This is a genomic window from Microbulbifer zhoushanensis, from assembly GCF_021729055.1.
GTDB lineage: Bacteria > Pseudomonadota > Gammaproteobacteria > Pseudomonadales > Cellvibrionaceae > Microbulbifer > Microbulbifer zhoushanensis.
In genome coordinates, this window is record NZ_JAJSAO010000002.1 from 226332 (window position 1) to 250688 (window position 24357).

Here is a 24357-nt window from a genome sequence, read left to right on the forward strand (position 1 = left end):
GGTCCCTGATGATTGCCGGCAGAGCGGGCGAGTGACCGGCTGCGGCGCGGGAAAACGCCGCAACTTATCCGTGCGGGCGGGCTGCTTACTGCGGCCCGAAAAACCGATAGCTGAAGTTGAGGGTCAGTGAACGCAGGTGGCCCAGGTCAAACCCCGCCACCGTGCCAACGTCGTTGTACATGTACTCCACCGAGGTATCGAAATCCCGCGTCCAGCGGTAGCGATAACCCACACCGGTGTGCCAGTAGTCGTCACTACCGTCTTCTTCCACCAGGATGGTAAGCCCGCGGCTGTCGATGGTGTCGACGTCGAATTCACCGTATGTCCAGCCGGCCATCCAGTACAGGCACTGCACATCACAGTCAAAACTGAAGTCGACCTTGAAATTCAGGCCGTAGGTATCGGCGGAGACACCGCCATCGTCAAAATTGGAATAGCGCAGCTCTGTCTGCCACACCCCCACCGTGGGGGTAATGCCGATGCTGGCATAGCCGAAACCATCCTGGTCTTTGTTCACCTGCAGCTCGCCCGCGCCAAGACCGACTGTGCCCACTACCTGGTATTCACCGGCACAGATACCGGCGATCGGATTATTCCACTCCACTGCCAGGCTGGCCGTGGAAAACAGCAACGCAATCGCGAAAACAACCTTTCTCATTACATCCTTCCTTGGTACTGACAAGCTTCCTTGCTAATCACGTGGGTAATCACATGCTCCGGTAACCGGTTCAGGGCTGTGTCTTCGGTGAGGACTGCTCGTGTGCCACATCGATGATGGCCCATATGCCGCCACTGAAAGCCGGGTTGCCGCGCAGCTTTTCCAGCTCGCTGGGCGGTGGCGGGGCGCTACCCGCGGCACCCAGTTCCTCGACTCGCTGCAGGATGGTTTCGGCCATTTTCTGCAGGATGTCGTCGAGTGTTTCCGCGTGGCAGTGGCAGTGGGGCAGGTCCGGCGCAATGGCACCGAAGCCGGCATACTCGATATTGTGGATCACTACCGGATAGCGCATCGGGCTGACTCTTTATGGCTTTAACTCACCAAGCGTAGACCCGATTGAAACTTTTGTGCTGCTTTGGCGCCACAGTCAAACCGGCCGGCAGGCCGCGGCGGGGGAACAGGAGGGGCCGTCAGCGGGGGATACGGCCGAGCAGGGCGCGGCGGGAAAAAATCATTTCCTTGTAAGTCTGCACCAGGGTGAGGTCCAGCTCCTCGCCATCCCCCCGGGCCGCCTCCATCTGGCGGTCCAGCCAGGCGATTTCCTCTTCCAACTGCTGGCGCAGGCGGCGGATCTCGGGTTCGGGGAGGTTGAAATAGTGGCTGTTTTGACTGGACATGACTCCGGACACAATTCCTGTGCGGGCAGCGGACAGCCCGCAGGTGCTTTTACGGTGCTGTACCGGCGGATGGCACAGCACCGTAAAGCTTAGTCCAGGGTCACTCAGTCAGAGAGCAGGCGGCGCCAGTCGAAACTGTCATCGCCGATTACGTAAAAAAACGGGTTGAGGAGGGAGTCCTTGCGGTTGTAGCGCAACAATTCGAACCGGTCATCCACCACCGTGCCCCCGGCAGCCTCCACCACTGCCTGGGCCGCGGCGGTATCCCACTCACAGGTGGGTGCCAGGCGCGGGTAGAGGTCGGCGGCGCCCTCGGCCACCAGGCACAGTTTCAGGGAACTGCCCATGTTCTTGAGACCGGTCTTGCCCAGCTCGCCCTCGATCCGCTCCAGCAACTTGTCCACAGCACCGGCGCCGTGACTGCGGCTGGCCACCAGCTCCACCGGCTGGCCCGCATCCAGGCGCTCGCGCACGGAACGCACACGGATCGGCTGCTCGCCGTCGGCAGTGCGCTTGAAGGCGACGCCTTTGCCTCCGGCGTCCCTGCAACCGGCGTAGGTGATGTTCAGTACCGGCACGTAAACCACCCCCAGCACCGGCTCGCCGTCCTCGATCAGGGCCACATTGACGGTGAATTCGCCGTTGCGGCGGATAAATTCCTTGGTGCCGTCCAGCGGGTCGACGATCCAGTAACGCTGCCAGCTGCGGCGCTCGTCGAAGGAGGGCATTTCCTGCTCCTCGGACAGTACCGGTACGCCTTCCACCAGTCCGGCCAGTGCCGGCTCGAGGACCTTGTGAGCGGCCAGGTCCGCGGCGGTGACGGGGGAATCATCCGCCTTGGTGTCAATCTCCAGCTCGGCGCTGCTGTTATATACCTCGAGGATGGCCTCGCCCGCGCGCTCGCAGATTCCAATCACCTGCTCGAGCAGTTGTTTCTTGTCCAGCTCTGTACCCATAGGTCCCCCTTGTTAGCGATGGCGGCATTATACGCGGTTGCCGCCAGCGCTGATAACCCGGGGATCGCTGGCGCGGCCGCCGTCAGGCGGGGAACAGGTCATCAATGGAAAGATAGCGCTCGCCGGTGTCATAACTGAACACCAGCACCCGGCTGCCGGGGGCGAACTCCGCCTGCCGCTGCTTCACTGCGGCCAGGGTTGCACCGGAGGAGATGCCGACGAAAATGCCTTCCCGTGCTGCGCACTGGCGCGCCATCTCAAAGCTGTCCTCCTCGGAAACCTGGATGGTACCGTCGAGGGTTTCCCGGTTGAGGATTTCCGGCACGAATCCCGCACCAATACCCTGCAGGCGGTGGGGGCCCTTTTCGCCGCCGCTGATTACCGGTGACTTCTCCGGCTCCACGGCGAAGGTCTGCATCTTCGGGAAATGCTCCTTGAGCACCTCGGAACAGCCGGTGATATGCCCGCCGGTGCCCACCCCGGTGATCATGTAATCGAGCCCCTCGGGGAAATCGGCGAGGATCTCCCTGGCACTGGTGTCGCGGTGCACCTGCACATTGGCGGGATTGCGGAACTGCTGCGGCATCCAGCTGTTGGCATGCTGCTCCAGCAGCTCCTCGGCCTTCGCGATGGCACCGGGCATGCCGGTCTCTTTCGGCGTCAGCACCAGTTCTGCGCCCATGGCCTTCATGATGCGACGGCGTTCCAGCGACATCGACTCCGGCATCGTGAGGATCAACCGGTAGCCGCGCACGGCCGCCACCATGGCGAGGCCGATCCCGGTATTGCCGGAGGTGGGCTCGATGATCACGCCACCGGGCTTCAGCGCACCGCTGCGCTCGGCATCCTCGATCATCGCCAGGGCGATGCGGTCCTTGATGCTGCTGCCGGGATTGAAGCGCTCCACTTTCATCCACACTTCGATATCGTCGCGGAATAACCGGTTGAGCCGCACATGCGGGGTATCGCCGATTGTCTCGAGAATATTCTCAGCCTTCATCGATTACGCTCTCCCTTCCTGGATTTGCCTGTTGATTGATGTCCCGCCGGGCGTGACCTTGCCGGATAGCGGCGGTCGGCGTCATCATACGCCCCACGGTAAACAAGAAAACACGAAAAGCCGGGACAATGCCATGACCGCCACCACCGCTACAGCTGACTCCAGTGCCAGATCCGGGCACCACCGCCCTGTCGCCGACGGCGGCATTCCCATCGCCGCGTTCCTGGTTGGCGCCGCCGCCTACATGCTAGTGGACGCCTCCGGCTGGCAGGGTGCCGGCAGCGGGCTGCTGCTGCCGCTGGTGAAGGCCGCCCCCATCCTGTTGCTGCTGTGGCTTTCGAGCCGCTGGCTGCACGGCGCCACCCGGGTCCTGGCGGCCACCGCGCTGGGCTTTTCCGCCCTGGGGGACATCCTGCTGGCGCTCGACTTCCCGCAGCAGTTTGTCTTCGGCCTGGGCGCCTTCCTGCTGGCCCAGCTGACCTATGCCTGCCTGTTCCTGCGCCACGCCGATTTCCGTTCCTGGCGCTTCCTGTTGCGCGGCCTGCCGGTGCTGGCTGCCGCCTTCCTGCTGGCCCGGCTGCTGCTCCCGGCCGCAGGGTCCCTGGCCGGTCCGGTCACTGCCTACCTGCTGGCGATCCTCGCCATGGCCCTGGCCGCCGCGGCCCATCGCGGCAACTCGGCGCTGCTGTTCTGTGGCGCGGTGACGTTCATGGCATCCGACGCCCTGATCGGCCTCAACCGCTTCGTGGTCACCATCCCCATGGCCGGCACACTGATTATGGTCACCTATTACGCTGCCCAGCTGTCCCTGCTGGTGGGTATCCGACGCGCCAGCCCGGGCGGGCGGGCGCGGCAATAATCGGGCATAATAGGGGGACCATGCCTTCGATCAGAGAGGTTTACCGACCGCATGCTGGACTGGCACGACGTCGACACGGTGATGCTGGACATGGACGGCACCCTGCTCGACTTGCACTACGACAACCACTTCTGGTTGACCCACCTGCCCCAGCGCTATGCGCAGACCCACGGATTGACCCTGCAGCAGGCCGAACAGCGGCTGGTCGGCCAGATTGACGCCCGTCGCGGCACCCTGGAGTGGTACTGCCTGAACTTCTGGTCGCGGGAACTGAATATGGATATCCCCGCGGTGCTCCGGGAAATCGAGGACCGCGTCGCCCTGCGCCCGCACACGCCTGCCTTCCTGGATGCGTTGCGACGCATGGAAAAGCATGTCCTGCTGGTCACCAACGCCCACCCGGACGGCCTGGTGCGCAAGCTGGAGATCACCGGTATCGATCGCTGGATGGACGGCATCATTACCTCGCACGAGCTGAAGCACGCCAAGGAGAGCCCCTTTTTCTGGGAGGCCCTGTCGAAGCATATCGAGTTCGATCCCGATCGCACCCTGTTCGTCGACGATAACGAGCAGGTGCTCACCGCCGCCCGGGATTTCGGTATTGGCCACCTGCTGTGCATCCGCCAGCCGGACAGCCGCGGCCCGCTCCGGGATATCACCGATTTCCCCGCCATTCACCATTTTGACGAGATTGTCCCGCTGTAATCCCCCCATGGATAAAGTACGTATCGACAAGTGGCTCTGGGCCGCGCGCTTCTACAAGACCCGCAGCCTCGCCAAGCAGATGATCGAGGGCGGCAAGGTGCAGGTGGACGGCCAGCGCATCAAGGCCAGCAAGGAGATCACCACCGGCGCCACCCTGACCCTGCGCCAGGGCTGGGACCAGCTGGAAGTGGAGGTGCTGGCGCTGTCGGACCAGCGGCGCGGCGCGGAGGTCGCCCGCGAGCTCTACCGCGAGACCGAGGCCAGCCAGGCCAGGCGGGAACGCGAGGCAGCGGAGCGCAAGGTCGCCAATACCGGTATTCGCAGCGAGCGCCCGAACAAGAAGCAGCGCCGTCAGATTCACCGCTTCCTGCGCGAGCAGGACTGACCCCGGGCAACGAACAAAACGCCATTGCCCCCACAGGTGGCGAACAATGCCGGACACCGCTGTCCAATAATTCCGGCCTGCTGGCCGACACCGGGCCGGGCCGGGCGCCCGGGCAACTACTGCTAAACTGGCCCCACAACCGGCCCCCACACCGACGGGACACAGATCCATGCTGACAAGAATCCTTTCACTCGCCGCCATCCTCCTGCTGCTCTGCCAGCCGGCGCTCGCCGATAACCGTGAGCACGAGCAACTCAAGCGGTCGATCATCAAGATCTACACCACCGCCGCGGCACCGGACTACTTCAATCCCTGGTCGCTGCTCAATCCCAAGCAATTGTCGGGTTCCGGTGCGGTGATCGACGACGAGCGCATCCTCACCAATGCCCATGTGGTTGCCAATGGCAGCTTTATCCAGGTGCAGCGCCACGGCGACGCGCAGAAGTTCCGCGCCCACGTGGAGTTCGTTTCCCACGACGCGGACCTGGCCCTGCTGCGGGTCGAGGACGAGAGCTTCTTCGACACCACGCGGCCGCTCGACCTGGGCGAGCTGCCGGACCTGCAGGAGGAAGTGTCGGTGTACGGCTACCCGATCGGTGGTAAATCCCTTTCCATAACCCGCGGCGTCCTGTCCCGGATCGAACACCAGTTTTACGCCCACGCCGGCAGCTACCTGATGGCAGGCCAGATCGATGCAGCCATCAATCCGGGTAACAGCGGCGGCCCGGTGATTTCCGGCGGGCGCATTGTCGGTGTCGCCATGCAGACCAACCACAGCAAGGGCGCTGAAAACCTGGGTTACTTCGTACCACCGAGCGTGATCGAACATGTCCTCGAGGATGCCGAAGACGGCGTGCACCAGGGCTTCCCCGAGCTGGGCGCGGTCACCCAGAGCATGGAAAGCCCGGCCATGAAACAGGCCGCGGGCCTGGCCGACGGCCAGGAGGGCGCCCTGGTGGTGAAGGTATTCAGCGACTCCCCCGCGGCGGATGTACTGCAGACCGGGGACGTACTGCTGGAGGTGGACGGCTACGAGGTGGCCGCCGATCGAACCGTGGAATGGCGCGAAAACCAGCGCACCAACTACCACTACGCCGCCGATCTCTACCACGTGGGTGACCGCCTGCCGGTCAAGTTCGCCCGCGCAGGCGAGGTCATGGAAGCCGAAATCGAGCTGGCCGCCCCGTCGCCGTCGCGTTCCCTGGTCCTGAGCGAGAAGTTTGACCAGCGCCCGCGCTACTACATCTATGGCGGCGTGGTGTTCGTGCCGCTGAACATGAACCTGATCAAGCGCTGGGGCAATAACTGGCACTCCAAGGCACCCATCGAATACCTCTATGCCCGCAACCAGTGGAGCGAACAGGGGCGACGCGAACTGGTGGTGGCGCTGAAGGTACTGCCCGCCGGGGTCAACCTGGGCTACCACGACTGGAAGAACTGGATTATCGATTCAGTGAATGGCCATCGCGTAGCCGATTTCGATGAGTTCGCCCAGTTCATGGAGGGCAACGAGCAGCAGTTCGTCGAATTGCGCGATGAATCCGGCTACCGCATGGTGCTGGATGCGGCAGCCGCCCGCGAACAGGAACCACTGATCCTGCAGACCTACCATATCCCCCATCGCCACTCCCCGGGCCTTTTCAGTACACTGGCAGACAACGAGGACAAGCCCAGGGAAACACCGTGACCACAGCACCTCCCGGCCGGCTGGCAACAGCGCTGGCCGCCCTCCTACTGGCGTCCGCTGCCAGCGCGGACAAGCTCTACCGCTGGGTGGACGAACAGGGCAATGTTCATTTTGGCGACCGCCCGCCCGGGGAGGCCCGGGCGGAGGACCTGTCGGGGAAGCTGGCACCGGTCAACAGTGCCGATGCCACCAGCGCCCGCTCCCGCAACAGTAGCGGCGACGCCAGCCTGCAGCGCGACTACCAGGAAAACCAGCGGCGCCAGCGCCTCAAGCAGCAGCAGGAAAGCCGCCGGGCCTGCGCCCTGGCCCGCAATCGCCTGCGCATCCTGCAGGGACCGGTGGCCCTGGTGGACGGCAATGGCGAGGAAATCCGCATGAGTGAACGCGAGCGCCAGCGGCGGGCGAAGGAACTGGAGCGGGAAATCACACGGCTGTGCGGTCAGTAGCAACACCACCCGGCCGGGCCTCGCGCCGTCCATGGCGCGTCCGGCAACTACCATTTATGGTAACGGGGCACTAAAATCCCGCGCCTTAAATCCCCGAGACTGCCCGAGGCCTTCGATTCATGTCCGACCAGCTGGAACGCTTCATTTTCTCCCACCACGATATCCGCGGCCAGGTCGTCACCCTGACTGACGCCTATCGCGAGGTTCTGGAAAATAACCAACTGCCGGCCCCGGTGGCGCTGGTGCTGGGGGAGTTCCTTGCCGCGGCCTGCCTGCTGTCCACAACCCTCAAATTCGAGGGCCTGCTGAGCCTGCAGGCCCGTGGCGATGGCGACGTGCCGCTGCTGCTGGCAGAGTGCACCCACCACAGCGACCTGCGCGGCATCGCCAAGCTCGCCGACGGGGCACAGATCGAAGAGGGCGCCAGCCTGCGCCAGCTGGTGGGCAAGCGCGCCGCCCTGGCCATTACCGTGGAACCCGAGCAGGGCGAGCGCTACCAGGGCATAGTCCCGCTGGAAAAAGATACCCTGGCGGAGTGCCTGGAGGATTACTTCACCCAGTCCGAGCAGCTGGCCACCCGCTTCTGGATCGAGTCCAGCCCGGACACTGTCGGCGGCATCATGCTGCAGGTACTGCCGGGCAATAACGCCGCCAGCGCGGCCGAGAACGAGGATGCCTGGGAAACCGCCCAGCACCTGGCGGAAACCGTGACCGCCGACGAGCTCCACTCCCTTCCCCACGAACAGCTGCTCACCAGGCTGTTCCACCAGCTCACGCCCGCCGCCCTGGGCACCGCCAACATCCGCTTCCGCTGCAGCTGTTCGCGCGAGCGCAGTGCCCGGGCCCTGGTGGCCATGGGCCCCGAGGAGGTTTACCAGCTGCTGGAGGAGCAGGGTGGGGAGATCATCGCCGATTGCCAGTTCTGCAACGCCCGCTACCGATTCGATGGCGACGATATCGAGAGCCTGTTCAACGCGCCCCCGCATACGCTGCACTGAGGCCGCGGGTGCTCCCGCCGGCCACGGGGAGACACAACGGAAACCGGGCCCAAAACGGTGCAAACCATCGACCTTTATTCACGTGATCGATAGGCGCATTTATCGACATCATACAGGCGGATAAAACAGCACAAAATTTTGCCAGACAACGCTGTCATTGGGTAAAAAATAGCCTTTTTTGCTATCCCGCCAAATTGAACTTTGCCATAATTCGCCACCCGAATATTACCGGCCGCGCTCCCTGTGGCGCGGTCGTACTATGTTTTACTCCATACAACTTTCACGGGTAATCGACGAATGGCACAGACCGATGATACGGCGCAGGTGATGAAGAACCTGTCTGCGGCGCAACTGGTTGAACAGGCGCTGCTGCGTGGCGAGGGCAAGCTGTCCGACACCGGCGCGCTGGTAACCGAAACCGGTGCGCGCACCGGCCGCTCCCCGGCCGACCGCTTCGTGGTGGAAGAGCCTTCCACCAGCGACAGCATCGCCTGGGGCAACGTGAACCGCGCCTTCCCGCAGGACAAGTTCGACGCGCTGTGGAGCAAGGTGGAAGAGTTTGTTTCCGGCTCCGACACCTTTGTCCAGCAGCTGCACGTGGGCCAGCACGAGGACTACTACCTCCCGGTCGTCGTCACCGCCCAGACCGCCTGGCATTCGCTGTTTGCCCGCAACATGTTCATCCGCCCGGACAAATACAATCCCAAGGGCAAGGAAGAGTGGCGCATCCTGCACGCCCCCAACTTCGTCTGTGAACCCGAGCGCGACGGCACCAATTCCGAGGGCTGCGTGATCATCAACTTTGCCCAGCGCAAGGTACTGCTGGCTGGCATGCGCTACGCCGGCGAGATGAAGAAAGCCATGTTCTCCGTGCAGAACTTCCTGCTGCCGGAAAAAGACGTCATGCCCATGCACTGCGCCGCCAACGTCGGCAAGGACGGCGATGTATGCCTGTTCTTCGGCCTGTCCGGCACCGGCAAGACCACCCTGTCCGCCGACCCGGAACGCTACCTGATCGGTGACGACGAGCACGGCTGGGCCAAGGGCGGCGTGTTCAATATCGAGGGCGGCTGCTACGCCAAGACCATCAACCTGAGCCGTGAAAACGAGCCGGTGATCTGGGATGCCATCCGCTTCGGAGCCATCGTGGAAAACGTGGTGACCGACGACGCCGGCACCCCCGACTACCACGACACCAGCCTGACCGAGAACGGCCGCTGCTCCTATCCCCTGGAGCACGTGGTGATGCGCCAGCCGGGCAACCAGGCCGGCGAGCCCAAGAATGTGATTTTCCTGACCTGCGACGTTTCCGGCGTATTGCCCCCGGTATCCATCCTGTCCAAGGAAGCGGCCGCCTATCACTTCCTGTCCGGCTACACGGCCCGCGTGGGCTCCACCGAACTGGGCGCGGAAGCGGGTATCCACCCGACCTTCTCCACCTGCTTCGGCGCGCCCTTTATGCCGCGCGCACCGCGCGAGTACGCCGACCTGCTGATGAAGCGTATCGAGGACTTCGGCTCCAATGTCTACCTGGTAAACACCGGCTGGACCGGCGGCTCCGGTGACAAAGGCAAGCGCTTCCCGATCCCGGTGACCCGCGCAGTGATCGCCGCGATCCAGAGCGGCGCGCTGGAAGGCGCCGACACCCAGCACCTGGAAGCCCTGAACCTGGATATCCCGCTGGACGTACCGGGCGTGGACAAGGCCTACCTGAACCCGCGCGAGGCCTGGACCGACCAGGGCGCCTATGACGAGCAGGCCGCCAAACTGGCCAAGCTGTTCGCCGAGAACATCGAGAAGTTCGAAGTGAGCGCAACCGTCAAGGGCGCCGGCCCCCGGGCCTGAGCCTGACCGCCGGCGCCCCACCCGGGTCGCCGCGGATTCAAAACGCCCCCGCGGAGCATTCCCCGGGGGCGTTTTTATTGGGGCCAGCACGGTCACGCCGGAGGATTGGGCAGATAGCGACTATATTGAATAAATGACGCGCCGCCCAAGGCGCCAGATCCATCGCGACGACGACCACAGGCACAGGTAAGCCCATGCCAGCAGGCCAGCCGTTTTCCAGCTATCGGACCCGACCACCGGGCCAGCGCACCAATCGCCTGGTGATCGCCGCCATCGTGCTGATGTTGCTGGGAATCGTCGGCGGCCTGTGGCTCTACCTCTATTTCAAGGCGCTGGAAAAACCCTATCGCGATGTGCAGGGCTATCGCGTGCCCGCCGACCATGCACTGAGGGCATTCCTGCGCCAGGGGGACAACCGCACGCGCATGAAGGCCCTGGAAGGCTACCTCCGGGCCGAGGGCGCCGGTGACGTGGTCGAGGCCGGCGTGCTCTTTCGCCAGGGTTCCGACTGGCTGGACATCAATGAGCCGCCCTTCGCCATCCCCCCGCGCCGGCAGTGGGAGAATATGGTGAACACCCTGGCACTGGTGCGGGACGAACTGGTCCCGGCAATCGGGCCGGTGGAAATCCTCTCCGCGTATCGCACTGACAGTTACAACCGCAAGGGTGGCGGTGCCGGTGGCAGCAAGCACCGGGAATTCTGTGGCCTGGACCTGGTGCCACTGTCCAATATCAGCCACAAGGAACTGGTGGAGGAGCTGAAGATGCTGCACGCGCGGCTGGGCGAGCCCAGCCGGATGGGGCTGGGTATCTACAGCAACGTGCGTTTCCATATCGACACCTGCGGTTACCGCAGCTGGTAGGCAGTTTTTCCAGGAGCGGTTGAGCAATGGATATCAAGGAGAGCCCCGATCACGAGTGGATCGACATACATATCGAGCGCAAGCGGGTACTGTGGATCACCGCCGCGGTGCTGGCGGGCATCCTGCTGCTGGTGATCCTCACCGTGGACAAGGTCCGCGAACTGGCGGAGCGCGCCGTTACCCCGCGGGAGTATGCCCCGGTAGAGCGTATCCCGGAAACCGCCGAGATCCCCGAGGTATATGACATCAAGGGCTACGCGGCCGCCTCGGCGCGCGCCTTCGAGCGTTTCCTCGGCGACAGCGACCGGCGAGAACTCTACACCCGCCTGCAGCATTTCCTCTTCCTCAACAAGGTCGATGGCGTGCTCCCCTCATACCAGCTGCTGCGCCAGGGCAGTGACTGGCAGAAAATCGATGAGCCACCATTCGCCATTCCACCGGAGCAGAACTGGGAGACCATGGTGGATACGCTGCGCGTCCTGCAGGACGAAATTATTCCCCGTATCGGCCCGGTAACCGTCCTGTCCGGCTGGCGCACCCCGGCCTATAACGCCAAGGCCGGCGGCTCCAAGCGCAGCAAGCATATGCATTTCTGTGGCATCGACGTGGTGCCGGAGCGCGATTACACCCGCGAGGAGCTGATTCCCATCCTGCGGGATATCCACCGCAAAGTGGGCAAGAAGTGGAATATGGGGCTGGGGATATACAGCGGTGTGCGCTTCCATGTGGACACCTGCGGTTACCGGCGCTGGTAATTGCGACGCCCGGTTGTCCTGGAGGCGAGCGGCAGTGGTAGCATAGCGCGCATCGACAACAATAATCGCGGGGGCTCCCTTGGTTCAGGAAAAGCTGGAACGGCGCTCATTCATCGCTGCGCTGCTGCTGGTGACAGTGGCATTTACCTTTCTGCTCAGGCCCTTCTTCACGCCCATTTTCTGGGCCTGTGCCATCGCCGTAATTTTCTTTCCCGTGCATCGCACCCTGTCCCGTCGCTACCCGAACTGGCCCAACCTGATGGCACTGCTGACGCTGCTGCTGTGTATGGTGCTGGTCGTGATACCGGTGCTGGTGGTGGCCAGCTCGTTCGTCAATGAGGCGGCCAGCGTCTACCAGAAAGTCCAGAGCGGCGAGATCGACGTGGCCGGCCAGGTGGATCGGGTGCGCAGCGCCTTCCCCGGCTTCGAGGCCCTGATGCAACGCATCGGTATCGACCTGGACCAGCTGCGCGAGCGCCTGCTGAGCGGCTTCATGAGCGCCGGCAGCCTGATCGCCAAGAATGCCCTGGCGCTCGGCCAGAATACGGTGAACTTCTTCGTGATGCTGGGCCTGATGCTCTACCTGACCTTCTTCCTGATTCGCGACGGCGAATCCCTGGTGGGGCTGCTGATCCGTGCCCTGCCACTGGGCGATGAGCGCGAGCACCTGCTGCTGGCCAAATTCGCCGAGGTCACCCGGGCCACCGTCAAGGGCAACCTGGTGGTGGCGGTTACCCAGGGCACCCTGGGCGGATTGATTTTCTGGGCCCTGGGGCTGCCGGCTCCACTGCTGTGGGGCGTGGTGATGACGCTGTTGTCACTGCTGCCCGCCATCGGCGCTGCACTGATCTGGCTGCCCGCCTCGATCTACCTCTACGCCATCGGCGATGTGGTCAAGGGCACGGTGTTGCTGATCTTCGGTGTGGCGGTAATCAGCCTGGTGGACAACCTGCTGCGCCCGATCCTGGTGGGGCGCGATACCAAGCTTCCAGACTATATTGTGCTGTTTTCCACCATCGGCGGGCTGATGATGTTCGGCATCAGTGGCTTTGCCATAGGTCCGTTGCTGGCTGCACTTTTTATGGCATTCTGGGAAATTTTCATGCGCGAGTTCATCAACTCCGCCGAGATGAAGTCCCTGTGAATTTCCGTACTGGAGTTGCGACGACACAAAAATAGTCAGTGCACATCGGGCACAGTGTCGTCGCGACGGGCCTTCTCCGCCCGCTTCAGGTGCTCATTCAGTTCTGCCATCGGCCGCTGCTCGATGACCAGCGTGCCCTCAGTGGCGCGGTCCAGGTCGGCGATCAGCAGGATCGCGGTGGAGAAGGTGATCGCCAGGGTCACCGCCACATGCACCGACCCCCCGCGGCTGATACCGAACTGGTAGCCGATGGCGAGCATTGCCAGTGCCGTCATGAAGTACAGTGCCAGCCAGATGGGCGTGGGAATACGGAACTCCAGCCCCACCACCACCCGCGAATAGTGTTTATTGATTACGTCACTGACCGGCTCCACGAACTGGCGCAGGTAGCCGGCATCGTATTTTTCGGCCACGTGCTCATCGACCAGTTCCCACAGCTGCTGGTGCAGGCGCTCACTCTGGAGCAGGTCATCGGCAGTGATTTTTTCCTTCAACGGATCAAAATCACGCAGGTCCGTGTAGGCCGCCAGTAGCGACCTGGCGCGGGCCGCGGCATCCGGCACAAGGAAGTCCGCGTGCAGGTATGCCGTATGGATCGCGTTCACTTCCTCCACGAGCAGGGCCTTGCGCTGGTTGAAGCGGTCGGCAGTCATGTTGAAAGTAAACGCCAGCAGGAAAGCCAGCAGCCCCAGGGTGGCCGTGATGGCATTGCGCATCGAGGATTCTTTCTGTTCCCCGTAGCGATGTACGGACCAGCGCCCCACGACCAGGCCCGCCCCCAGCGCGGCAAGTACAAACAGCACCGTTAAGACATAGACGGCGGCCAGAGGCATGGTATGGAACAGGTCTTCGGCGTACATGGGGGACCGGGGCAATTTAGGACAAGTCTGGCCCAGCCGGAATCCGCTCGCCAGTCGATGATAGCCGCGCTAATCCGGGCCGGCGCCCAGCCGCCTGCGTTCGGCCGCCTGTAACTGCTGGCTCAGTTCTGCCATTGGCCCCTGGTCCACCACCAGTAGGCCCTCGTAACTACGGTCCAGGTCCTCGATCAGCAGGATTACCAGTGAAAACGCCAGTGCCAGCGCCAGGGCCACCAGTGGCGAAGCGCCCCGGCTGGTGCCCAGCTGGAAGCCGATCCCGAACATCGACAGCGCAGTGATTGCGTAGAGTGCCATCCAGATAGGAGCGGGTATCTGGTAGCGCCCACCCACCAGGACCCGCCGGGTGTGGTAGTCGAATACCTCATTCAGGGGCTGGTAAAAGGCCCTCAGCTCGCCCGCGCCATAACCCCGGGATTCGTGCTCCGCCACCAGGGCCCACAGGGACGCCTGGATCTGCTCGCTACGGGCCAGTGCCCGCAGATATTCCCGCTCGTCAAGGGTATACGGGTCGAACGCCCGGACCTGCGCATACTCGGCCAGTAATTCCCGTGCCCGTGCCGTGCCCTTCTCATCGAGAAAATCCGCCCGCAGGTAAGCGGTGGAGATGGCGTTGATTTCTTCGAGCAACAGGGCCTTGCGCGCACCGAAGCGTTCGGCTGTCATATTGAAAGTAAACGCCAGCATAAACGCCAGCAGGCCCAGGGTGGCCGCGACGATACTGCCGATGGAGCCCTCGCTGACCTCCTTGTTGCCGCGTGCGAGTATACGCCCCAGCAACATGCCGGCGGCGAGTGACACCAGCACCACCATGATGGCAAAGGCGCAGACACCCCACAGCGGGAGACTTGAAAAAAAAGTATTGAAGGTCATGACGGCTTCCGGCAGCTTCTTACTATTCTGGACCAGCTGCGCGCCGGCTGCCGTGGGAAGCACTATGGCTGCGCAGCCGGCCGGAATCCCCCGCCCTCCCGACGGATCAATTCGATCGCGCGCTTTGCAAACCGTTCACCCAGGACCCGGTATCCGGTGGTGGAATAGTGCAGGTCATTGGCCACCTGCCTGCCATCCCGGTTCAAGCCATCGTTCAGGTCGTCGGTATCGACCCAGGCCGCCCCGGGCCGGCTTTCAGCGAACTGCACCTGGATCTCGCGGATGCGCTGCCAGTGGGCGGCACTGCGACGCGCCAGGCCGTAATCGCTCAGGCGACCGATCACCACATTGATCTGCGGCTGTCCCAGGTCCCGCTGCAGTTGTGTCACCAGTGTGCCGAGGGCAGGGCCGTAGGCGGCGCTGCGACCAAACCTGGCGTCATTCTCTCCCTGCATCCAGACAAAAGTTACCGACGCAAGGTGTTTCCCGTGCGTGGCGCGCCCAACCTTGCGCAACAACCTCTGGTACAGGTCACCCACCTGCTTGCCCGGATCCCCGATACCCTTCTGCGGGGCCACCAGCCAGCGCTGGATCGGCTGGCCTCCCTGGGCATCCTTGACCACGAGGATGCGATCCCGGCCAAACTCTGCCGCCACCAGCGGTGTGAAGAAAGCATCCGCATCGAGCCAGGCCATGTTGGATTGGCCGGAGAGAATAAACAGGTGCTGGCCCTGGACGGCCAGTGCCTGCGGCGGCGCGGCCACCGAAATCAACAGGATAGCCAGGCCAAAGAAATGCAATGCACGCATACCGTGCCTCCAGTCCCTGGAAAATAGCCGGCGGCACCAATCCGGGTGCCGGGTTTTGCGTATGAATGTAATTCAAGTCCCGGGCCTGTGCCAGCCCGGCCAATGGCAGCACCGCTCCCGGCGCGTTAGCATAGCCATCACCCGATCCAGTAAATACCTACCCGGAGAATTCGATGAGACATGCACTGACCCTGCTGCTGGCCACGCTGGTAAGCCTGCCGGCGCTTGCCCTGGAAGTGGGCCAGCCGGCCCCGGACTTCACCCTGGAGGCTTCCGACGGCAAGACCTACTCCCTGGACGACTTTCGCGGTAAGCGGGCGGTGGTCATCGCCTGGTATCCAAAGGCGTTCACCAGGGGCTGCACCATCGAGTGCAAGTCACTGGCGGAAAACGGCCACCTGATCCGTGAGTACGACGTGGCCTACTTTATGGCGAGCACTGACGAGGTGGAAACCAACAAGAAGTTCGCCGCCGCAGAGAAAGCGGACTTCCCGCTGCTCAGCGATCCCGAGGGGGAAGTGGCAAAAGCCTATGACGTGCTGGTGCCGGCGCTGAACATCGCCAAACGGGTGACTGTCTACATCGGCAAGGACGGCAAGGTCCTCAAGATCGATCGGGATATCAAGCCCGCCACCAGCGCCGAGGACATGGCGCAGACCCTGGGGGAGCTGGGTGTGGCCCGTAACGGCTGAGCCTGTCCGTGGCAGGAATCCCGGAATTCCTGCCACGGTATCCTGGCACCACCAGCGCGACAGGAGCTGGCTTACCGGCGGCGGAATGGCCGCGGTCGCACCCAGAACCAGCTGAGCACCACCAGCAGCCCAAACACCGTGTAACAGAGCGCAAAGACCCAGGCCGGGGCACGGTAGTAGAGGATGCTTTCCAGCCAGTGGGCGATAAAGGAGCCGGTATAGGTCACTTCCCCGGCCCGCGCCCGCAATGCCATTTCCCAGGTGGTGAGCGGGCAGATCACCCCCAGCCACGCCTGTAAAACCACGACCCCGATTGCCATCAGGTGCGCCAGGCGGAACCAGGGATTGTGCACCCAGGCCCAGCCTCGCAGCCTCCCGACCAGGATCAACAGCAGGCCGCTGACCACAAAGGCAACGAAGAGCACGTGCAGGAACAGCACGAGATCTGCGGCGAATCGATAGAGGAGTTGTGGTTCCATTGGCTTCCAGGCAGTTTCCCGGGCGGTCACACCATCCCGGTTTTCTCCCGGATGGCTCTGGTCAGGAACCTACTGTAGGGATCAGGCGCATAGTCGGCAAATGGTCCGCATTCGATAAAACCATATTTTCTATACAGTGCAACCGCCGGCTCAAACGCGTTATGCGTGCCGGTCTCCAGGCTGATCCGGGTATAACCACGCCGCCGCGCCTCGCGCATGATTGCCTCAAGCACCCGGGCGGCTATCCCCATTCTCAGGAAAGCTGACCCGGTTTTCATTGACTTGATCTCGCCCAGCCGCGGCGAGATTTCCCGAAGGGCCCCGCAGCCGGCCAGCTGGCCATCGACACGGGCGGCCCAGAAAGTCATACGCGGATCTTTCAGCTTGCCTGTATCGAGGGCATGAATGCTAGCCTCCGGAGAGTATTTGCGCATATCTTCCAGGTGCGCACGCAGTAATTCGATAACCGCGCCATCCGATAAATCATCCGTTTGCAGGTCGACATACATTCAAAAGATTTCTCTCGTTTTCAATTCAGTCTTTGCCACTGCAATTCGGCCATAGCCTGAAAGTAAAGAGGCCGCTCCGGAAAGCGGCCTCTCAGGGTTAATGACTGACGCCATCCACTGGCACGGCTCTACTCGGAGTCGCCGTTCATGCCCAGCTCTTTCAGCTTGCGGGTCAGCGTGTTGCGGCCCCAGCCCAGCAGTTCGGCGGCATCGCGCTTGCGCCCTGCGGTGTGCTTGAGTGCGATCTCGATCAGCGCGCGCTCGAACTGGGGCACCGCCTCACTGAGGATCTCGCGGCGGCCATTGGCCAGGGCCTGGTCGGCCCACAGGCGCAGTGCCTTCTGCCAGTCCTGCGGGGCCTGGGTGCCGGCGGTCTGCTGGTGCAGCTCCTGCGGCAGGTCCTCAATATGCACCTCGCGGCCGGAGGCCATTACGGTAATCCAGCGACAGGTATTCTCCAGCTGGCGCACGTTGCCGGGCCAGTCGAGGCCGGTGAGGTATTCCTCGGTCTCCTTCAGCAGGATCTTCGGCTCCACCCCCAGGTCCTTGGCGGCGCTGGTAAAGAAATGCTGCACCAGCCGCGGGATATCCTCGCGACGGTCAGACAGGCGCGGAATATGGATGCGGATTACATTGAGGCGGTGGAAAAGGTCCTCACGGAATTTATGCTCCTCCACCAGTCGCTCCAGGTCCTGGTGGGTGGCAGCAATGATGCGCACATCCACCTTGACCGGGGTGTGGCCACCCACGCGGTAGAACTCACCATCGGCCAGCACCCGCAGCAGGCGGGTCTGGGTTTCCGGCGGCATATCGCCGATTTCATCAAGGAACAATGTGCCGCCATTGGCCTGCTCGAAGCGGCCGGTACGTTGCGCGGCGGCACCGGTGAAGGCACCCTTTTCATGGCCAAACAGTTCGGATTCCATCAGGTCCTTCGGAATCGCGGCCATGTTCAACGCGATAAAGGGCTGGCTGCGGCGGGGGCTGTGGTTATGCAGCGCCTGGGCCACCAGTTCCTTACCGGTACCGGACTCGCCATTGATCAATACGGTGATATTGGAATGGGACAGGCGACCGATAGCGCGGAACACCTCCTGCATCGCCGGCGCCTCGCCGATAATCTCCTTGCTGGCCTGGCTGTTTTCCAGGCTGACCTGCTCACCGCCCTGCTGCTCGCTGGCATGGGCCAGGGCACGGCGGGTCACAGCCACCGCCTCGTCGACGTCGAACGGCTTGGGCAGGTATTCGAAGGCACCGCCCTGGTAGGCGGCCACGGCGCTGTCCAGGTCGGAGTGTGCCGTCATGATGATGATTGGCAGGGCCGGGCGTTCGCTCTGGAAGCGTTGCAACAACTTGAAGCCATCGGCACCGGGCATGCGAATATCGCTGATTACCACATCGGGGGAGTCGCTGTAGAAATCGTCCAGTGCCCGGTCACCACTCTCGTAGCACTTGGTCTCGATACCGGCCCGGGTCAGGGCCCGCTCCAGTACCCAGCGTATCGATCGGTCGTCGTCAATGATCCAAACGCGGTTGCTCATGGTCTTTCCCAGTGTCTAATCGTTTATTCGGTTTCCAGCGGCAGGTAAATCTGGAACACACTCTGTCCCGCCTGGCTGTCGCACTTAATCAGTCCGCGATGCTGGTTGATGATGTTTTGCGAAATAGAGAGCCCCAGCCCGGAGCCCTCCGCGCGCCCGGAAATCATCGGGAAGAAAATCCGCTCGCGGATGTCTTCCGGGATACCCGGGCCGTTGTCCTCAATTTCGATCCTGCACACCAGCGGGCAGTGGTGCTTGCCGATGGTGAACTGGCGCTGGATGCGCGTGCGCAGCACGATCTGTCCCGCCGGCAAACCGATGCTCTCGTCGACAGCCTGCATGGCGTTGCGGGCAATATTGAGCAATGCCTGGATCAGCTGTTCCCTGTCGCCCGGCAGGTCGGGGATCGACGGGTCGTAGTCACGGCGTATGCTCAGCTCCCCATCGCACTCGGCGTCGATCAGCTGCGCCACCCGCTCGAGCACCTCATGCACATTGGTGGGCTGCATATTGGCGGGCTGGCGTGGCCCCAGCAGGCGATCCACCAGGTTCCGCAGGCGGTCGGCCTCGTCGATGATGATCTGCGTATATTCCGCCAGCTCCGGGTCCGGCAGCTCCCGCTGCAACAGCTGTGCCGCGCCGCGGATTCCGCCCAGGGGGTTCTTCACCTCGTGGGCCATGCCGCGGACCAGGTTGCGGGTGGTTTCCTGGGCATCGATCAGGGCGTCTTCCCGCGCAATCCGCAGCAGCCGGTCCATGGTCTGCACTTCCACCAGCAACAGGCCCAGCTCCGCCACCGGGCTCACCGAGTAATCGACGGTACAGGTTTCCAGGTTGTGCAGGTGCCAGGTGGCACGTCGCACGGTGTACTTCTGCCCGCTCACCAGCGCCCCGCGCATGGCGCGCTGCGCGGCGTCAGATTCCCGCACGACCTCTTCCAGCGGCTGCCCGCTGACCCTGGCACTGGATGCGGCCAGCAGGTCCTCGGCAGCGGAGTTCAGGTAGCAGAGCGCCAGGCGCTCATCCAGCACCAGTACTGCGGCGGAAAGGTTGTCCAACAGTTGACGCAACTGGCGGTCATTCAACATGCAAAAGTCCCGGGGTCATTCAGCGGGCGGTTCTGGGGCACGGCGTACCCTGAGGTCGCGGTGCCCGCCAGCACTGTTTAAGACAGTGCAAGAAGCAAACCAAAATGGCGCACGATAGTGAGTGCGGTGAGTTCCGGGGGCAGGCAGGCAATAGCCAGCCCTCGAGCGCACCATTGTGGTGCATAGATCAAAAAAACGCCAGTGCAGGCGCATCATTTTGGTGTGGAAGTGCGCCCGCCCGGTCAGCCGGGCGGGAGAAAGCGGGCCGCCTTCAGTTGCGAGAGCGCCGGGACTGGCTGGTTGACTGGGGCACGCCCGGCGCCGTGGGTGCCTGGGGCGCGGGCACCGCCTGCGGGGAGGGGTTGTCCGGCAGGGTGCCGCCCGGGCGCTTGACGAAGATGGTGATGGGCTGGGAGCGCGCCAGCACCTGGCCGTCGGGATCGGTAAGCACGGCCTGGATATCGTGAGTGCCCCGCTCCAGTGCGGAGATATCCAGGCTGTTGCCACTGGAACTGCCCTGCCACGGCCGGCCGTCGACTACGGCGAAAAAGCGGTAACCGCCGGGAGGCGCCGGGTCGATGGCCACCCGCAAGACGATCAAGCGCTGTCCCGGGGGAATGGTGGCGCCACTCTGGGGACTGACGATGGCGAAGTTGATAGGGCCCAGGGGCCTGTCGCGTTCGCGCCGGTCATTGGGTGACAGCTTGCGCGTGGGCATGGGGCGCGGCCGCACGATCGGCTGCACGTTGGTGGGAGCCAGCCTGATACGTTCCGCCTTGCCGTCTTCCGGCGGTACATCGGTGAAGGTCACCTTGCCATCCGGGCCCACGGTCTTGTAGATCGCCTTGCCGCCGCTGGCGTCATCTTCCCCCGAACCGCCCGCCAGCGCCCCGGCAGTGGCGAACATGAGGGCCGCTGCGGCAAAGGTTGCGACGACAGCGCCGGTGATGGTGTGGTATCTGCGCATTGGCACTCCTGCCTCCGGCATGCCCGCAAAATGGCGGGGCTTCATTAGGTGAAGGCTAGTTTACCCCCAATAAAAAAGCCCGTACCAGACGGTACGGGCTTTCTTGACACGCGGATTGCGTGAGGGCGCTTATACGGAGTAGTACATGTCGAACTCGACCGGGTGAGTGGTCATGTTCAGGCGCTCCACTTCCTCACGCTTCAGCTCGATGTAGGCATCGATGGCGTCGTCGGAGAATACGCCGCCCTCGGTCAGGAAGGCGCGGTCCGCGTCCAGGGCATCCAGGGCCATTTCCAGGCTGGAGGCAACGGTCGGGTACTCGGCCACTTCTTCCGCCGGCAGGTCGTACAGGTCCTTGTCGGCCGGGTCGCCGGGGTGGATCTTGTTCTTGATGCCGTCCAGGCCGGCCATCAGCATGGCGGCGAACACCAGGTACGGGTTGGCGGTCGGGTCCGGGAAGCGGGCCTCGATGCGCTTGCCTTTCGGGGAGGCAACGTACGGAATGCGGATGGACGCAGAGCGGTTGCGCGCGGAGTAAGCCAGGATCACCGGCGCCTCGAAGCCCGGCACCAGGCGCTTGTAGGAGTTGGTCGAGGCGTTGGCGAACGCGTTGATGGCGCGCGCATGCTTGATGACACCACCGATGTAGTACAGGGCGGTCTCGGACAGGCCGGAATAGCCGTCACCGGCAAACTGGTTCACGCCGTCCTTGCTGAAGGACATGTGGATGTGCATGCCGGAACCGTTGTCGCCTACCAGCGGCTTGGGCATGAAGGTGGCAGTCTTGCCGTAGGCGTGCGCAACATTGTGCACCGCGTACTTGAGGATCTGCACCTCGTCCGCCTTCTTGGTCAGGGTGTTGGCGCCAACGCCGATTTCACACTGGCCAGCGGTACCCACTTCGTGGTGGTGCACTTCAACGTGCAGGCCCATCTGCTCCATGGCGGAACACATGGCGGCACGCACGTCGTGTAGTGAGTCGACCGGCGGTACCGGGAAGTAACCGCCCTTGACGCCCGGGCGGTGGCCGATATTGCCTTCCGGGTGCGGCATGCTGGAGGACCAGGCCGCTTCCTCGGAGTTGATCTTGTAGAAGGCACCGCCCATCTCGGCACCCCAGGTGATGTCGTCGAATACGAAGAACTCGGGCTCCGGGCCGAACAGCGCGGTGTCGCCCAGGCCAGTGGACTTCAGGTATTCCTCGGCGCGCAGGGCGATGGAACGCGGGTCGCGCTCGTAGCCCTGGCCGGTGGACGGCTCGACGATGTTGCAGCGCACGATCACAGTGGGCTCATCGGTGAACGGGTCCAGGAAAGAGGCCTCGTCATCCGGCATCAGGATCATGTCGGACTCGTTGATGCCTTTCCAGCCGGCGATGGAGGAGCCGTCGAACATCTTGCCCTCTTCGAAGAACTCGCCGTCGACTTCGGAAGTCGGCAGGGAGACGTGCTGCTCCTTACCCTTGGAATCGGTAAAGCGCAGGTCTACCCATTTGGCTTCACTCTCTTTAATCAAACCGAGCGTATTCGCTGACATTGCTGTCCTCCAGGTCTTGAAAGTTTGTAGGTCGCTGAACGTTAACCCTTGGTGAGGCTCGACTCTTTAGCGACGGCGTACTGTTCGTGGTCAGTACTGAAGCAAGGAGTGTGCCAAATTGGGGCAATTGGGCCGGAGCCACGGGCACCGGGGTCCAGGGCACGGATTGGGCGCCGCCCTGAGCAAAATAGACGCAAACTGGCGCGCCGGCCACCAATCTGCGCACCAAAATGGCACGAATTGGGACCCTGGCGCACAAATTCAGTGCAGCACAATATTCAACATTGCGCCAGTCACCCCCAACTGCTCCCCGGCCCGGTGAATTTACAGCCAGACTGTTTATAATTCCGTGCTCATCATCAACCTGCGGTACCCGGTCAACAACTCATCATGCACTTTGTCGTCAAGTTCTTCCCCGAGATCACCATCAAGAGCAACCCGGTGCGCAAGCGCATGTCGCGGCAGCTCAAGGACAACCTGCGCATCATGCTGCATCGGCTCGATGACCGCATCAAGGTGCTGAAGGACTGGGAAAAGATAGAGGTGATTGCACCGGATGCCGTCTCGCACCTGGCGGACCGCATCGAGGAGGTACTGGCACACACCCCCGGTATCGCCAACTTCGCCCGGGTGCGCCAGTACCCCCTGGGTGATTTCCACGACATCTATGAGAAGACCCTGTCCGTGTGGGGCGACAAGCTGGACGGCAAGACTTTCTGTGTGCGGGTCAAGCGCAGCGGCAAGCACGACTTCCAGTCCCTGGATGTAGAGCAGTACGTGGGTGGCGGCCTGAACAAGAACACCGGGGCCGCCGGGGTCAAGCTGAAGGATCCGGATATCACCGTGCGCCTGGAGATCCGCCACGATAAGCTCAACGTGGTGGAACAACAGCACGCCGGCCTGGGCGGCTTCCCCATGGGTACCCAGGACCCGGTCCTGTCGCTGGTTTCCGGTGGCTTCGACTCCACCGTGTCCAGCTACCTGACCATGAAACGCGGCATCCGCACCCACTTCCTGTTCTTCAACCTTGGGGGGCGCGACCACGAACTGGGCGTCAAGGAAGTGGCCTACTACCTGTGGAACCGCTACAGCTCATCGCACCGGGTAAAGTTCATCACCGTGCCCTTCGACGAGGTGGTAGCCGAGATACTGCAGAATGTGGACGACTCCCATATGGGCGTGATCCTCAAGCGCATGATGCTGCGCGCCGCCACGGCCATCGCCAACGAGCTGAAGGTAGACGCGGTGGTGACCGGTGAGGCCATTGCCCAGGTATCCAGCCAGACCCTCAAGAACCTGAAAGTGATCGACAGTGTCACCGACACCCTGGTGCTGCGCCCACTGATCACCAGCGACAAGGGCGACATCATCCGCACCGCGCGGGAGATCGGCACCGAGGAGTTTGCGGCCAATATGCCCGAGTATTGCGGGGTCATCTCGGTCAAGCCCACCACCCGGGCCAAGCTGTCGCGGGTGGAGGAGGAAGAGGGCCACTTCGATTTCAGTGTCCTCGACCGCGCCATCGACGAGCGTGTGCTGCAGAACATCGACAAGGTCATGGAGGATGTGACCGAAGGCGCGCCGGAGGTTGAGATCCTCGCCGAGCCCGGCGACGCGGTGGTCATCGATATCCGCCACCCGGACGAGGAGGAAGTGGACCCGCTGGAGATAGAGGGCAGCGACGTGGAGACCATTCCCTTCTACCGCCTGAACAGTGCGTTCGCCGGACTGGACCCGCAAAAGCAGTACCTGCTGTACTGCAGCCGCGGCGTGATGAGCCGCCTGCATGCCTCCCACCTGCTGGACGCCGGCTATCGCAATGTGGGCGTGCTGCGCCCGCATATCCCCCACCGGCCCGACTGAGGCAAGCCGCTTCTCCCCCTCCAAGACCCCGCCCTGGCCACAGAGCGGGGCATTCCCGGGCCAGATCGGCCAAAATTGACCACTTTTTATGCAAAAGCAGCTCGCAGTTGTCACGCTTGGCCACTATAATCGCCGCCTTTGGCC

At 63.0% G+C, this 24357-nt stretch carries 26 protein-coding genes; 12 read left to right on the forward strand and 14 right to left on the reverse strand.

Annotation, left to right across the window (positions count from 1 at the left end; translation table 11 throughout):
- Window positions 1-85: 85 nt before the first annotated feature.
- The 5 genes from LVD10_RS04500 to cysK form a co-directional block, all read right to left on the reverse strand.
- Window positions 86-658 carry an outer membrane beta-barrel protein gene (locus tag LVD10_RS04500; RefSeq protein WP_232940054.1) on the reverse strand — a complete coding sequence of 191 codons (573 nt, stop codon included), beginning with the start codon at window positions 656-658 and terminating at the stop codon, window positions 86-88.
- 70 nt (window positions 659-728) lie between these two features.
- Window positions 729-1010: a type II toxin-antitoxin system HicB family antitoxin gene (locus LVD10_RS04505; RefSeq protein WP_232940055.1), complete on the reverse strand. Its 282-nt coding sequence runs from the start codon at window positions 1008-1010 to the stop codon at window positions 729-731.
- Between the two features lie 118 nt (window positions 1011-1128).
- Complete coding sequence (locus tag LVD10_RS04510) at window positions 1129-1335, reverse strand: hypothetical protein (protein ID WP_232940056.1); 207 nt, start codon at window positions 1333-1335, stop codon at window positions 1129-1131.
- 104 nt (window positions 1336-1439) lie between these two features.
- Window positions 1440-2291, reverse strand: coding sequence for a 3'(2'),5'-bisphosphate nucleotidase CysQ (cysQ, locus tag LVD10_RS04515; RefSeq protein ID WP_369413272.1), 852 nt, complete (start codon window positions 2289-2291; stop codon window positions 1440-1442).
- 82 nt (window positions 2292-2373) lie between these two features.
- Entirely contained in the window at window positions 2374-3291 is a 918-nt protein-coding gene (gene cysK / locus LVD10_RS04520) for a cysteine synthase A (RefSeq protein WP_232940058.1), read from the reverse strand.
- A gap of 133 nt (window positions 3292-3424) precedes the next feature.
- On the opposite strand from cysK, the gene LVD10_RS04525 reads away from it, so the two are divergent.
- The 10 genes from LVD10_RS04525 (at window position 3425) to LVD10_RS04570 (ending at window position 12978) form a co-directional block, all read left to right on the forward strand.
- Window positions 3425-4150 (forward strand): lysoplasmalogenase, encoded by a 726-nt coding sequence (locus LVD10_RS04525; RefSeq protein ID WP_237062043.1) that lies wholly within the window; start codon window positions 3425-3427, stop codon window positions 4148-4150.
- Between the two features lie 51 nt (window positions 4151-4201).
- Complete coding sequence (gene yrfG, locus LVD10_RS04530; protein WP_232940062.1) at window positions 4202-4855, forward strand: GMP/IMP nucleotidase; 654 nt, start codon at window positions 4202-4204, stop codon at window positions 4853-4855.
- 7 nt (window positions 4856-4862) lie between these two features.
- Window positions 4863-5240: an RNA-binding S4 domain-containing protein gene (locus tag LVD10_RS04535; RefSeq protein WP_232940064.1), complete on the forward strand. Its 378-nt coding sequence runs from the start codon at window positions 4863-4865 to the stop codon at window positions 5238-5240.
- Between the two features lie 169 nt (window positions 5241-5409).
- Window positions 5410-6927, forward strand: a complete 1518-nt coding sequence (locus LVD10_RS04540; RefSeq protein WP_232940065.1) for a S1C family serine protease — start codon at window positions 5410-5412, stop codon at window positions 6925-6927.
- A complete protein-coding gene (locus LVD10_RS04545) occupies window positions 6924-7373 on the forward strand; it encodes a DUF4124 domain-containing protein (RefSeq protein ID WP_232940067.1) in 450 nt (149 codons plus the stop codon). The genes LVD10_RS04540 and LVD10_RS04545 overlap by 4 nt, the downstream gene beginning before the upstream one ends.
- 119 nt (window positions 7374-7492) lie before the next feature.
- A complete protein-coding gene (hslO, locus tag LVD10_RS04550) occupies window positions 7493-8371 on the forward strand; it encodes an Hsp33 family molecular chaperone HslO (RefSeq protein WP_237062044.1) in 879 nt (292 codons plus the stop codon).
- Between the two features lie 297 nt (window positions 8372-8668).
- On the forward strand, window positions 8669-10216 hold the full coding sequence (locus LVD10_RS04555; RefSeq protein WP_232940069.1) for a phosphoenolpyruvate carboxykinase: 1548 nt from the start codon (window positions 8669-8671) through the stop codon (window positions 10214-10216).
- Window positions 10217-10410: 194 nt separating this feature from the next.
- Window positions 10411-11079 (forward strand): D-Ala-D-Ala carboxypeptidase family metallohydrolase, encoded by a 669-nt coding sequence (locus LVD10_RS04560; RefSeq protein WP_237062046.1) that lies wholly within the window; start codon window positions 10411-10413, stop codon window positions 11077-11079.
- A 26-nt stretch (window positions 11080-11105) separates the two neighbouring features.
- The gene (locus tag LVD10_RS04565) at window positions 11106-11834 is read left to right on the forward strand and encodes a D-Ala-D-Ala carboxypeptidase family metallohydrolase (protein WP_232940071.1); all 729 of its coding nucleotides are present in this window, start codon (window positions 11106-11108) and stop codon (window positions 11832-11834) included.
- Between the two features lie 79 nt (window positions 11835-11913).
- Window positions 11914-12978, forward strand: coding sequence for an AI-2E family transporter (locus LVD10_RS04570; RefSeq protein ID WP_232940072.1), 1065 nt, complete (start codon window positions 11914-11916; stop codon window positions 12976-12978).
- A 35-nt stretch (window positions 12979-13013) separates the two neighbouring features.
- Here LVD10_RS04570 and LVD10_RS04575 read toward each other — a convergent pair whose 3' ends face one another.
- The 3 genes from LVD10_RS04575 to LVD10_RS04585 all read right to left on the reverse strand — a co-directional run bounded on the left by LVD10_RS04575 (window position 13014) and on the right by LVD10_RS04585 (window position 15538).
- Window positions 13014-13838 carry a bestrophin-like domain gene (locus LVD10_RS04575; RefSeq protein WP_232940073.1) on the reverse strand — a complete coding sequence of 275 codons (825 nt, stop codon included), beginning with the start codon at window positions 13836-13838 and terminating at the stop codon, window positions 13014-13016.
- A gap of 69 nt (window positions 13839-13907) precedes the next feature.
- Complete coding sequence (locus LVD10_RS04580; RefSeq protein ID WP_232940074.1) at window positions 13908-14729, reverse strand: bestrophin-like domain; 822 nt, start codon at window positions 14727-14729, stop codon at window positions 13908-13910.
- Between the two features lie 62 nt (window positions 14730-14791).
- Window positions 14792-15538, reverse strand: coding sequence for a sialate O-acetylesterase (locus LVD10_RS04585; protein WP_237062048.1), 747 nt, complete (start codon window positions 15536-15538; stop codon window positions 14792-14794).
- Window positions 15539-15711: 173 nt separating this feature from the next.
- Here LVD10_RS04585 and LVD10_RS04590 point away from each other — a divergent pair, with 173 nt between their 5' ends.
- Window positions 15712-16230, forward strand: a complete 519-nt coding sequence (locus tag LVD10_RS04590; RefSeq protein WP_237062055.1) for a peroxiredoxin — start codon at window positions 15712-15714, stop codon at window positions 16228-16230.
- Window positions 16231-16301: 71 nt separating this feature from the next.
- Here the strand turns inward: LVD10_RS04590 and LVD10_RS04595 are convergent, their stop codons facing one another.
- From LVD10_RS04595 to glnA, 6 genes are all read right to left on the reverse strand, one after another.
- The gene (locus LVD10_RS04595) at window positions 16302-16709 is read right to left on the reverse strand and encodes a DUF2784 domain-containing protein (protein ID WP_232940079.1); all 408 of its coding nucleotides are present in this window, start codon (window positions 16707-16709) and stop codon (window positions 16302-16304) included.
- A gap of 26 nt (window positions 16710-16735) precedes the next feature.
- Window positions 16736-17218 carry a GNAT family N-acetyltransferase gene (locus LVD10_RS04600; RefSeq protein ID WP_232940081.1) on the reverse strand — a complete coding sequence of 161 codons (483 nt, stop codon included), beginning with the start codon at window positions 17216-17218 and terminating at the stop codon, window positions 16736-16738.
- Window positions 17219-17346: 128 nt separating this feature from the next.
- Window positions 17347-18759 carry a nitrogen regulation protein NR(I) gene (glnG, locus tag LVD10_RS04605; protein WP_232940083.1) on the reverse strand — a complete coding sequence of 471 codons (1413 nt, stop codon included), beginning with the start codon at window positions 18757-18759 and terminating at the stop codon, window positions 17347-17349.
- A gap of 23 nt (window positions 18760-18782) precedes the next feature.
- Complete coding sequence (glnL, locus tag LVD10_RS04610; RefSeq protein WP_232940085.1) at window positions 18783-19847, reverse strand: nitrogen regulation protein NR(II); 1065 nt, start codon at window positions 19845-19847, stop codon at window positions 18783-18785.
- Between the two features lie 271 nt (window positions 19848-20118).
- Window positions 20119-20814, reverse strand: a complete 696-nt coding sequence (locus LVD10_RS04615; RefSeq protein ID WP_237062057.1) for a DUF4124 domain-containing protein — start codon at window positions 20812-20814, stop codon at window positions 20119-20121.
- 129 nt (window positions 20815-20943) lie between these two features.
- Window positions 20944-22350 carry a glutamate--ammonia ligase gene (gene glnA / locus LVD10_RS04620; protein ID WP_232940087.1) on the reverse strand — a complete coding sequence of 469 codons (1407 nt, stop codon included), beginning with the start codon at window positions 22348-22350 and terminating at the stop codon, window positions 20944-20946.
- Between the two features lie 390 nt (window positions 22351-22740).
- Here glnA and thiI point away from each other — a divergent pair, with 390 nt between their 5' ends.
- The gene (gene thiI / locus LVD10_RS04625) at window positions 22741-24213 is read left to right on the forward strand and encodes a tRNA uracil 4-sulfurtransferase ThiI (RefSeq protein WP_232940088.1); all 1473 of its coding nucleotides are present in this window, start codon (window positions 22741-22743) and stop codon (window positions 24211-24213) included.
- Window positions 24214-24357: the final 144 nt, after the last annotated feature.